The organism is Curtobacterium sp. MCSS17_008 (assembly GCF_003234185.1).
GTDB lineage: Bacteria > Actinomycetota > Actinomycetes > Actinomycetales > Microbacteriaceae > Curtobacterium.
Genome location: NZ_QKSM01000005.1, coordinates 238,181 through 249,265 on the forward strand (window position 1 = coordinate 238,181; position 11,085 = coordinate 249,265).

Genomic DNA, 11,085 nt, shown 5'->3' on the forward strand with positions numbered 1-11,085 from the left:
CGGCCGCGCCGCCGGTAGGGTGGTGACCGTGCTCGAACTGGTCGTCCTGATCTCCGGTACCGGCTCGAACCTCCGGGCCCTGCTCGAGGCGACGACCGACGCCGAGTACCCCGCCCGCGTGGTCGCGATCGGGGCCGACCGCGACGCCGAGGGGCTCGGTCTGGGCGAGGAGTTCTCGATCCCGACCTTCACGGTGCCGTTCTCCCGCTTCGCCACGCGCGAGGAGTGGGGTGCCGAGCTCGCCACCCAGATCCGTCCGTGGTCGCCCGACCTGCTCGTGCTGTCCGGGCTCATGCGTCTGCTGCCGCACGCCGTCGTCTCCGAGTTCGCCCCCGCGATCATCAACACGCACCCGGCGTACCTGCCCGAGTTCCCGGGGCCGCACGGCGTCCGCGACGCCCTGGTCGCCGGGGTCGAGCAGACCGGGGCGAGCGTCATCCAGGTCGACGACGGCGTGGACACCGGCCCGATCCTGGCGCAGGAGCGCGTCCCGGTGCTGCCGGGCGACACCGAGTCGACGCTGCACGACCGCATCAAGCCGGTCGAACGCCGCCTGCTCATCCAGACCATCCTCGACATCGCCAACGGCACCACCGACCTGAAGGGCCCCCCGAGCGCATGAGCGTGCACGCCGCCGACCCCAGCCTCTACCGCCACCGCGACGTCGTCCCCGTGCGGCGCGCACTCATCTCGGTGAGCGACAAGTCCGGCCTGCTCGAGCTCGCCGGCGCCCTGGCCGATGCGGGTGTGGAGCTCGTGTCGACGGGCAGCACCGCGCAGACGATCCGCGACGCCGGGTACGCCGTCACCGACGTGTCGGGCGTCACCGGTTTCCCCGAGTCGCTCGACGGCCGGGTGAAGACCCTGCACCCCGCGGTGCACGCCGGCCTGCTCGCCGATCTGCGGCTGGCGTCGCACGAGCAGCAGCTCGCCGACCTCGGCATCGCGCCGTTCGAGCTCGTCGTCGTGAACCTCTACCCGTTCGTCGAGACCGTCGCCTCGGGTGCCGACGCCGCGACCGTGGTCGAGAACGTCGACATCGGTGGCCCGGCGATGGTCCGCGCCTCGGCGAAGAACCACCCGAACGTCGCCATCGTCGTCTCGCCGTCGTCCTACGCCGAGGTCGTCGAGGCCGTCCGCGCCGGTGGCACCACGCTCGAGCTCCGGAAGCGTCTCGCCGCACAGGCCTTCGCGCACACCGCGTCGTACGACGCAGCGGTCGCGTCGTACTTCGCGACCGACGTCGTCGCGCCGGACACGACCCCCGTCGCCGAGCAGGCCGCCGCACCGACCGCCGCCGGCGACCTCGAGACGCCCGGCACCGTCGACGAGACGCTCCGGGTCGAGGCCGGCCTGGCCGCCACGCTCCGCTACGGCGAGAACGCGCACCAGGCAGCTGCGCTGTACACGACCGCCGGGGGAGCGGGCATCGCGCAGGCGACGCAGCTGCACGGCAAGGAGATGTCGTACAACAACTACGTCGACGCCGACGCCGCCGTCCGGGCCGCGTACGACTTCGACACCCCCGCCGTCGCGATCATCAAGCACGCCAACCCGTGCGGCATCGCGATCGCCCCGGCCGACGCGGCCGACCCGATCGCCTCGGCGCACGCCGCCGCGCACGCATGCGACCCGCTGTCGGCCTTCGGCGGCGTCATCGCGGCGAACCGTCCGGTGACCAGGCAGATGGCCGAGACCGTGCGTGACATCTTCACCGAGGTCGTCGTCGCCCCGGCCTTCGACCCCGAGGCGCTCGAGGTCCTCTCGCAGAAGAAGAACATCCGGCTCCTCACGCTGCCGGCGGACTTCGCGCTCGCGACGCGGGAGGTCAAGCAGATCTCCGGCGGGTTCCTCGTGCAGGACGCCGACCGCTTCACCACCTTCGACCAGTCGACCTGGACCCTGGTGTCCGGCGAGCCGGCCGACGAGGCCACCCTCGCCGACCTCGCGTTCGCCTGGAAGGCCAGCCGTGCGGTGAAGTCGAACGCCATCCTGCTCGCCGACCAGGGCGCGAGCGTCGGCGTCGGCATGGGGCAGGTCAACCGGGTCGACTCGTGCCACCTCGCGGTGGACCGTGCGGGCGAGCGGGCCCGCGGCAGCGTCGCGGCGTCGGATGCGTTCTTCCCGTTCGCCGACGGCCTGCAGGTCCTGCTCGACGCGGGCGTCCGCGCCGTCGCCCAGCCGGGCGGCAGCGTCCGTGACGACGAGGTCGTCGCGGCGGCACAGGCGGCCGGTGTGACGATGTACTTCACGGGCGAGCGGCACTTCTTCCACTGAGACCCGCTCAGGTCGACGGCGTCCAACAACGCCGGGACCATTGCGCAACACGAGCGACTGTGAATAGTCTGTAAGGCTCCGCACCGCACCGGACGATCGCAACCGGACCGGCCGTGCCCGCGGACACATCGGTGACGAAGACGACGACTGGAGTGACGATGGACGCGACGACCGGAACAGTGGCGACGGCTGCCCGGACGGGTCTCGTGTCCCTCGTGGGGACCACTCCCGACCCGCGACCCCGGACCCGGACGGCGATGCCGATCCGCACCCCGGGCACGGCCGCCGTCTAGCCAGGCCCCTCCCACGGCCTCGCGCCCGACGACACCGTCGGCGAGCGCGGACCACCTGCTGAGAACCCGGGGACCCGTGTCTCCGGTGCCCTCCGGCCGGTCGACGTCACGCGAGTGACGGCGACGGCGCGCGACCACGCGCCCGGCCGACGACCACCGCACTGCCACGCCGTGCCTCCCGGCCGGACCGCCACCGCCGACGCGACCCGTCGACGGGACGGCGACCCGACCGTGCGGACACGGCACGACGCACGAGGACGCAACCGCATGTCCACACCGCCCGACCAGGCGCTCCCGTCCACCGACCGCCCGTCGACCCTGCGCGCCATCGGCCGCATCTGGCCCTACGTCAAGCCGTACCGCTGGCGGCTGCTCGGCGGCATGGCCGCGGCGATGGGCGCCTCGCTCGTCGCCCTGGCGATCCCGTACGTGCTGCAGTGGCTCGTCGACGGCCCGCTGTCGTCGCGCGACGCCGCACTCATCTGGCCGGCCGGCCTCGGCGTGCTCGCGCTCGGCGCCCTCGAGGCGTTCTTCATCGCGTCGCGCCGACGTCTCGTGATGCGGCCCTCGACGCGCATCGAGACGAGCATGCGCAACGCCCTCTACGCGAAGCTGCAGGACCTGCCGGTGTCGTTCCACGACCGCTGGGAGTCCGGGCAGCTGCTGTCCCGCTCGGTGTCCGACCTGTCGCTCATCCGGCGCTGGCTGGCGTTCGGCGTCGTGCTGCTCGTGGTGAACATCGTCACGATCGCCGTCGGCTTCGTCGTGCTGTTCACCTTCGGGTGGGTCCTCGGCCTCGTCTTCCTGGTGGCGTCGATCCCGCTGTGGATCAACGGCCTGCTGTTCGAGCGGAAGTACTCGCAGGTCGCGCGGCGCAGCCAGGACCAGGTCGGCGACCTCGCCACGAGCGTCGAGCAGTCGGTGCACGGCATCCGCGTGCTCAAGGCGTTCGGGCGCGGCCGGTCCAAGCTCGACGAGTTCAGCGAGCAGGCCGAGGCGCTGCGCGGCACCGAGATCGAGAAGGCGAAGGCCATCGCGAGCATCTGGCTGTGGCTGCTGCTCGTGCCGGACGTCGCGTTCGCGCTGTGCCTGCTCGCCGGCATCTGGCTGGCGTCGCAGGGCGACCTGACGGTCGGGCAGCTGTTCGCCTTCTTCGCGACCGCGACGGTGCTGCGGTTCCCGATCGAGTCGATCGGGTTCTTCCTGTCGATGACGTTCGACACCCGCACCGCGGTGGACCGGTTCTTCGAGGTCATGGACTCCGAGAACACGATCCAGGACCCCGCGGAGCCGAGGACCATCGCCGAGCCGCACGGTGCGCTGTCGTTCAACGCCGTGCACTTCCGCTACCAGGACTCGCCGACCGGGTTCCCGGACCTGGTGGACGGCGTCGAGCTGCAGCTGCACCCCGGCGAGACGATGGCGCTGGTCGGCCTGACGGGCAGCGGCAAGACGACGCTGCTGTCGCTCGTCCCGCGTCTCTACGACGTCACCGGGGGCTCCATCACGATCGACGGCGTCGACGTCCGCGACCTGACGCGCGCCGAGCTCCGCCGCCACGTCGGCGTCGCGTTCGAGGACGCCACGCTGTTCTCGACGAGCGTGCGGGACAACGTGCTGCTCGGCCGGCCGGACCTGTCCGGCGACGAGGCCGAGCGGATCATGCGCGAGGCCCTGGACATCGCCCAGGCGTCCTTCGTCGACGAGCTGCCCGAGGGCGTCGACACCCGCGTCGGCGAGGAGGGCCTGTCGCTCTCCGGCGGGCAGCGCCAGCGTCTGGCGCTCGCCCGCGCGATCGCCGCGCGCCCCTCGGTCCTCGTGCTCGACGACCCGCTGTCGGCGCTCGACGTCGACACCGAGGCCCGCGTCGAGGCCGGCCTGCGACGGGTCCTCGCGGACACGACCTCGCTGATCGTCGCCCACCGCCCCTCGACCGTGACGCTCGCCGACCGCGTGGCGCTCATGGAGGGCGGGCGCATCACCGCCGTCGGCACCCACTCGGAGCTGATGGCCACCAACGAGCACTACCGCTACGTCATCTCGTCGCTCGACGAGGACGACGCGCCCGCCCGAGAGGAGGCGATGGCATGAGCCAGTCAGATCCCCGCCCCGTCGGCACCGCCGACCTGCCGGGAGGCACGGATCCCGACGTCGAGGAGACCCCCGACGTGCGGTCTGCCGCGCCCGTCACCGCGTCGGTCACCACCCTGGGGGTGCGCGGCGAGGAGCGCGAGGACTTCACGAAGGCGGAGAGCAAGCGCCTGCGGCGGCGCTCCCTCGCCCTGCTCGGGTCGCTCGCGTCGCCGCTGAAGGCCCGACTGGTGCTGCTCGGGGTCGTCGTGGTCGTCTCCACCGCGGGCACGGTCGCGGGCCCGGCGCTCATCGCGTGGGGCATCGACAACGCGCTGCCCGCCGTGCTCGACAGCAACGACTGGGTGCCCGCGTTCGGCGTCGTCGCGACCTACATCGTGGTGGCGGTGCTCGGCGCGGTGCTCACCGCGTGGTACACCGTGCTCGCCGCACGCATCAGCCAGGCGATCCTGTTCGACCTGCGGAAGCGGGTGTTCCTGCACACCCAGCGGCTGTCGCTCGAGTTCCACGAGACGTACACGTCGGGCCGGATCATCTCGCGGCAGACGAGCGACCTCGACTCGATCCGCGAGCTGCTCGACTCCGGCCTGAACCAGCTCATCCAGGGCGTGCTCTACATGGTGTTCACGGGCATCGCCCTCGTGGTGCTCGACCCGACGTCCGGGCTCGTGCTGGCGGTGTCGCTCGTGCCGCTGTGGTTCCTCGTCCGCTGGTTCCAGACGAACTCGCAGACGCTGTTCCGGGCGACCCGTGTCACCTCGGCCCGCGTCATCGTGCACTTCGTCGAGACCATGACCGGCATCCGGGCGGTGCAGGCGTTCCGGAAGGAGTCCCGCAACCGCGACGAGTACGGCCGGTACGTCGAGGACTACCGGGTGGCGAACACGAAGGTGTTCAACCTGTTCGGGACGTTCGACCCCGTGCTCGTGCTCATCGGCAACGCGACGCTCGCGGCCGTCGTCATCGTCGGCGGCTTCCGGATCGTCGGCGGCTCGCTCGAGGTCGGCGCGCTGCTCGCGGTCGCGCTCTACGCGAAGCGGTTCTTCGACCCGGCGCAGGAGCTCGCGATGTTCTACAACGGGTACCAGTCGGCCTCGGCGGCGATGGAGAAGATCTCCGGCGTCCTCGAGGAGCGGCCGAGCGTGCCGGACCCCGCGGAGCCCGTGCGGCTGCCCGAGGCCACCGGTGCGATGGACTTCGACGACGTCGAGTTCGCCTACAACGCCGACAAGGTCGTGCTCCCCGGGTTCGACCTGCACATCCCGGCGGGGCAGACGATCGCGCTCGTCGGGTCGACCGGCGCCGGCAAGTCCACGCTCGCGAAGCTCATGGCGCGGTTCTACGACCCGACGAAGGGGTCCGTGCGGCTGGACGGCGTGGACCTGCGGGACCTCGACCCGAAGGACATGCGCCGGGCGATCGTCATGGTGACGCAGGAGGCCTACCTGTTCTCCGGCTCCGTCGCCGACAACATCGCGCTCGGCAAGCCCGGGGCGACGCGGGACGAGATCGTGCGGGCAGCGGAGGCCGTCGGTGCGCACACGTTCATCGAGGCCCTGCCCGACGGGTACGACACCGACGTGAACAAGCGCGGCGGGCGGGTGTCGGCCGGGCAGCGCCAGCTGCTGTCGTTCGCCCGGGCGTTCATCGCCGACCCGAAGGTGCTCATCCTCGACGAGGCGACGGCGTCGCTCGACATCCCGTCCGAGCGGCTCGTGCAGGAGGGACTCGAGACCCTGCTCGCGGACCGCACGGCCGTGATCATCGCGCACCGCCTGTCGACGGTCGCGATCGCCCACCGGGTGCTCGTGATGGAGTACGGCCGGATCGTCGAGGACGGCACGCCGGACGACCTCATCGCGGGGACCGGGCGGTTCGCCCAGCTGCACGCGGCCTGGCGCGACTCGCTCGTCTGACCGGCGACCGGGCTGCGCGCGCGTGGTTGGCTTGTCCCATGAGCAACGACAGCGTGCAGCCCGGCGGCGTCGCCCTGCGCGACCCCTTCCCCGGGGCACCCTTCGCCGAGGCGGTCCGCCGGTTCTGGCGGAAGTACACCGTGTTCACCGGCCGGGCCTCGCGCTCCGAGTTCTGGTGGTGGTGGATCACGTCGTTCGCGATCGGGCTCGTGCTGCAGCTCGTCCCGCAGGTGTTCACGCCGGACACCCCGGTGTTCGAGAACCCCGTCGGGTCGTACCTGTTCGTGCTGTGGGGACTCGTGACGCTCGTCGGCTCGCTCGCCCTCGGGGCACGACGGCTGCACGACGCGGACCGCTCCGGTTTCTGGCAGTTCCTGCACGTGCTCCCCGCCGTCGGCTCGCTCGTGCTGTTCGTCATGTTCCTGCTGCCGTCGAACCCGAAGGGCGCGCGGTTCGACGCCTAGACGCTCAGAACGGGTCGTCGGCGTCCGTGGAGGGCGACCAGCGCGCACGACGCATGTCGATCCTCCAGACCGAGGAGCCGTGCACGAGCGGGGTCCCCTCGGCGCGGTAGTGCTCGAGCGCCCGGGACTCGTGCCGGGCCGGCGGCAGTCCGCCGGAGCGGACCACGCGCCACCAGGGCAGGTCGGCGCCCTCGAGCGCCATCACCCTGCCGACCGCGCGGGACGCCCGCGAGCCGAGCGCCGCGGCGACGTCGCCGTAGGTCATCACGTGACCGGGCGGGATGAGCCGGACCACCTCGGCGACGGCCGCGCCGAAGTCGGGTTCGTCCACCGGGCGTCCGGCGACTACAGGGCGAGCACGGCGTAGTGGTCGCCGTACTGCGTCTCGCGCACGACCTCGAAGCCGAGGGCGCGGAAGAACGCCTCGGGGCTGCCGTCCCCGCCGGGCTCGTAGACGACGGTCAGGCGGGCGAAGCCGCGGCTGCGGGCCTCGTCCGCCAGGCCGTGCACGGCGAACCGGCCGACACCGCGGCCCTGCGCGTCGGCGGCCACGTTGACGCGCCAGATCGCGCTGCGGAGCTCCTCCTCGGAGTTGTCCTCGTCGAAGGTGCCGATGATCATGCCGACCACACGGTCTCCGTCGAGCACCACGCGGGTCCACGCCGAGCTCGGCTTCACGTCGGACTCGGCGACGCCGTACGTGGTCGGCTGCACGAACTGCTCCTGCCCGGGCTTGAGCGTCAGCGAGTTGGCCGCAGCGGCGGTCGACGCGGAGAGGGCTTCGAGGCGGAGGTCCGTCATGCCGCTCAGGCTAGCGGTGCACCCCGTCCGGGTGCCAGGACGCCCGGCAGACCGTTGCCGCACCGTTGTCGACCGCGTGGCCCGGACATCGGCGCCGGGTCCCGGGGGCCGCGGTAGGGTCGCGACATGGCGGAGCATCGACGTGGGGCGAACCTGCCGTCGATCGGCGGGTTCAACCGCACCGTCGTGCTGGACGCCGTCCGGCGCTCGCCCGAGGGCCTGAGCCGGGTCGAGCTCGCCGCGCGTACCGGGCTCAGCGCGCAGACCGTGTCGAACGTGACCCGCTTCCTCATCGAGGCGGGCATGATCGCGGAGTCCGGCACCGTCGTCGCCGGCCGTGGGAAGCCCCGGACGATCCTGCGGCTCGAGCCCACCAGCCGGTACGCGGTCGGTGTGCACGTCGACCCCGCGGTGGTGACCTACGTCCTGCTCGACCTCGCGGGCACCGTGGTCGCCGAGACCACCACGTCGACGCCGTCGGCCGACGACCCCTCCGAGGTCGTGCGGACGATCGCGACGGCCGTCGACGGACTCGTCGCCGACGCGGGTGTCGCCGTGGAGAGCGTGCTCGGGGTCGGCATCGCCAGCCCGGGGCCCATCGACGTCGACGCCGGTGTCGTGCTCGACCCGCCGTTCCTGCCCCGGTGGCGCGACGTGCCCCTGCGCGACGCGCTCGCCGAGGCGACGGGCTTCCCGGTGCTGCTCGAGAAGGACGTCACGGCGGCGGTCGTCGGCGAGATGTTCCTGGCGGGGGAGTCCTCGGCGCGGAACTTCGCCTTCGTGTACTTCGGCACCGGCTTCGGCGTCGGGCTCGTCGTCGACCACGAACCGGTCCGCGGGGTCGGCTCGAACGCCGGCGACGCGGGGCACATCATGGTGGACCAGGGGGCCCTCGCCGGCACCCCGGACGGATCGGGCACGCGGGGCGAGGTCGGGGCCGCCGTGGCGCCGGACCGGCTCGTGCAGCTGGCACGCGCACGAGGGCTCCGGCTCGCTGAGGACGCCCCCTCCGACGACGTCACCGCCGTGCAGCGCGCGTGGGAGGCCCTGGGAGCCGCGATCGACGGCGGCGACGAGGTCGCGGTCGGGCTCGCGGCCGAGGCCGGCGCGGTGATGGGACAGGCCGTGGTCGTCATCGTCAACCTGCTCGACATCGACCGTGTCGTCTTCGGCGGGCCGTTCTGGTCGGGGATCGCGCCGGTGGCGCTGCCGGCGGCGAGGGAGGCGGTGGTCGGTTCGCCGCTGCTCATCCCGAAGCACCCGATCGCGGTGGTCGACAGCGGTCGCGGTGCGGACGTCGCCGCCGTGGGTGCGGCCTGCCTGGTCCTCGACGCCGCGCTGTCGCCACGGGCGAGCGCGCTGCTCATCCGACGCTGACGGCAGCTGCTCGTCCGCCCGGCCCCGTCCACGGCGGTGTGTGGTCGCTCGCGCGCCGCTAGGGTTCGGGGACACGCACGTGGAGGAGGGCCGCATGACGACGAGCACGGACGACGAGACGGGGACGATCGACCCGCGGTGGGCGAGGGTCCGGCCACTGGTCTTCAGGACGATCATCGGAGCCGTCGTCGCGGCCGGCCTGGAGGGGATCGTCGCGGTGCTCCTCGGGGACTTCGGCCGGGTCGCGGTGCAGCTCCTCCTGACGGTCGTCGTGGTCGTCGTCTTCGCGCTGCTGTCCTGGTACGACGCCGACGTGTCGTCGCGTCGCTCCGGGACGTTCGCGTTCGCGAGCATCGCCGTGTCGATGTACCTGCTGGTGACCGGCCTGTTCAAGGTCTGGGTCGTGCCGACGGACCCGTTCGGTGGTGACGGGATCTGGATCGTCGGCGAGCGCTTCTGGCAGTGGCTCGGGATCGTGTTCGTGGCACGGTTCGCCCTGCTGCACGTCCACCTGCTGCTCGTCATCCACCGGCGCTACCCGACGCCGCTGCTGCAGCTCGTCGCGAAGGTGACCGTCGCGCTGATCGCGCTGCTCGCCCTGCTGCTGTCGGTGCCGCTCCTGGCTCCGGACGCCGACCTGGCCAGCGGGTACTGGCGGCTCGTGTGGGTGGTCGTCATCCTCGACCTGCTCGGCACCGTCGTCGTACCGCTGAGCAACGCGCTGTTCCGGCCGCGACCGGCGTCGGTCGCGTGGCCCGCGCCGTCCGGGACCGGCGCGGGGTCCCCGCACGGCCCCGCCGGGCCGGGGCCCGCGGCCCCGCTCGTCGGCGGGTGGTCGGGCACGCCGGAGCCGGCGGCTCCCGCGGCACCCGCGGAGCCGGCGGCTCCCGCTGTGTCCGCGGCTCACGCTGTGTCCGCGGAGCTGGCGGCTCACGCTGCGTCCACGGAGCCCGCCGCTCCCGCTGCACCCGCGGGCGTCGCACGGCCGACGCGCACGGGTGGCACGACGGTCACGGGCAGCGACGGGATGCTCTACGAGGGGCGGCCGGACGGTGCCCGGGTGCTGGCCTGGCCCCGTTACGTCGACGGGACGCCGCTGCCGGCCGCCCCGGACGGCTCTCCGGACTTCAGCGGCGTCGCCCGCCCCTGACACGCGTCGGCACGGCAGCGGCAGGACGGCCGTGTCGGCACGGCAGCCGACAGGACGGTCCCGTCGGTCAGACCTCGCCGAGCACCTTCCGCCAGGCAGCCGTCAGGGTGGCGTACTCGTCGTCCGAGAGCAGGTCGCGCACACCCGTCGCGAGCACCGCCGACCGGACGGCCTCCTCGGCCCCGGCCCGGTCCCGCCGGTGCGCGTCCGAGTGCTTCACCGCGCGCCCGGCCTCCTGCGCCGCCTCGATCTCGTCCACCCGGCCCGCGGCGCCCGCGGCGTCGAGCGCGTGCTGCCACGCGGCGAGCAGGTCGGCGTTCGTCACCATCCGGCCGTCGGCCCCGCCCTGGATCGCGAGCGACGCGCTCGGCTCCGGCAGCAGGATCTGCTCGTCGGCCTTCCATGCGACGTCGAGCGCCTCCGCCTCCTCGGCGGTGATCCGCCCGGCACGTTCGATCATCGACTGCAGTCCGGTGGTGCTGGTGTCGTCCGTCACGGTGTCCTCTCCGACCGAGCGCGTTCGCGTGGTCCCCACCATCCTCGCGACGCCTGCTGGGAGTCCGGATCTGCGACCCCGCGCCGAGGCGGACGGGAGGCTCCCCGCCGGCCCGCCCCGCGCCTCCCGTCCGCCTCGGCGCGGGGTCGCAGATCCGGACTCCCAGCAGGCGTCGCGAGGATGGTGGGGACCACGCGAACGCGCTCGGTCGGAGAAGACA

Annotated in this window: 10 protein-coding genes; 7 read left to right on the forward strand and 3 right to left on the reverse strand. The window is 72.8% G+C overall.

The annotated features are described in order from the left end of the window. Positions 1-28: 28 nt before the first annotated feature. The 5 genes from purN to DEJ23_RS08190 all read left to right on the forward strand — a co-directional run bounded on the left by purN (position 29) and on the right by DEJ23_RS08190 (position 7,041). The gene (gene purN, locus DEJ23_RS08170) at positions 29-622 is read left to right on the forward strand and encodes a phosphoribosylglycinamide formyltransferase (RefSeq protein ID WP_111239786.1); all 594 of its coding nucleotides are present in this window, start codon (positions 29-31) and stop codon (positions 620-622) included. Continuing rightward, positions 619-2,277, forward strand: a complete 1,659-nt coding sequence (gene purH / locus DEJ23_RS08175; RefSeq protein ID WP_111239756.1) for a bifunctional phosphoribosylaminoimidazolecarboxamide formyltransferase/IMP cyclohydrolase — start codon at positions 619-621, stop codon at positions 2,275-2,277. The genes purN and purH overlap by 4 nt, the downstream gene beginning before the upstream one ends. A gap of 560 nt (positions 2,278-2,837) precedes the next feature. Beyond that, positions 2,838-4,661: an ABC transporter ATP-binding protein gene (locus DEJ23_RS08180; protein ID WP_111239787.1), complete on the forward strand. Its 1,824-nt coding sequence runs from the start codon at positions 2,838-2,840 to the stop codon at positions 4,659-4,661. Next, positions 4,658-6,577: an ABC transporter ATP-binding protein gene (locus DEJ23_RS08185; protein WP_258375352.1), complete on the forward strand. Its 1,920-nt coding sequence runs from the start codon at positions 4,658-4,660 to the stop codon at positions 6,575-6,577. The genes DEJ23_RS08180 and DEJ23_RS08185 overlap by 4 nt, the downstream gene beginning before the upstream one ends. Before the next feature lie 38 nt (positions 6,578-6,615). After that, positions 6,616-7,041 carry a DUF805 domain-containing protein gene (locus tag DEJ23_RS08190; RefSeq protein WP_111239757.1) on the forward strand — a complete coding sequence of 142 codons (426 nt, stop codon included), beginning with the start codon at positions 6,616-6,618 and terminating at the stop codon, positions 7,039-7,041. A gap of 4 nt (positions 7,042-7,045) precedes the next feature. On the opposite strand, the gene DEJ23_RS08195 is transcribed toward DEJ23_RS08190, so the two are convergent. Further along, complete coding sequence (locus DEJ23_RS08195) at positions 7,046-7,372, reverse strand: MGMT family protein (RefSeq protein ID WP_111239758.1); 327 nt, start codon at positions 7,370-7,372, stop codon at positions 7,046-7,048. Between the two features lie 14 nt (positions 7,373-7,386). After that, positions 7,387-7,842 carry a GNAT family N-acetyltransferase gene (locus DEJ23_RS08200; protein WP_111239759.1) on the reverse strand — a complete coding sequence of 152 codons (456 nt, stop codon included), beginning with the start codon at positions 7,840-7,842 and terminating at the stop codon, positions 7,387-7,389. A 126-nt stretch (positions 7,843-7,968) separates the two neighbouring features. Here DEJ23_RS08200 and DEJ23_RS08205 point away from each other — a divergent pair, with 126 nt between their 5' ends. Both DEJ23_RS08205 and DEJ23_RS08210 read left to right on the forward strand, forming a co-directional pair. Next, positions 7,969-9,219 carry an ROK family transcriptional regulator gene (locus DEJ23_RS08205; protein WP_111239760.1) on the forward strand — a complete coding sequence of 417 codons (1,251 nt, stop codon included), beginning with the start codon at positions 7,969-7,971 and terminating at the stop codon, positions 9,217-9,219. Between the two features lie 94 nt (positions 9,220-9,313). Beyond that, positions 9,314-10,369 (forward strand): hypothetical protein, encoded by a 1,056-nt coding sequence (locus DEJ23_RS08210; protein WP_111239761.1) that lies wholly within the window; start codon positions 9,314-9,316, stop codon positions 10,367-10,369. A gap of 67 nt (positions 10,370-10,436) precedes the next feature. Here the strand turns inward: DEJ23_RS08210 and DEJ23_RS08215 are convergent, their stop codons facing one another. Further along, positions 10,437-10,865 carry a hypothetical protein gene (locus DEJ23_RS08215; protein WP_146240233.1) on the reverse strand — a complete coding sequence of 143 codons (429 nt, stop codon included), beginning with the start codon at positions 10,863-10,865 and terminating at the stop codon, positions 10,437-10,439. Between the last annotated feature and the right edge of the window lie 220 nt (positions 10,866-11,085).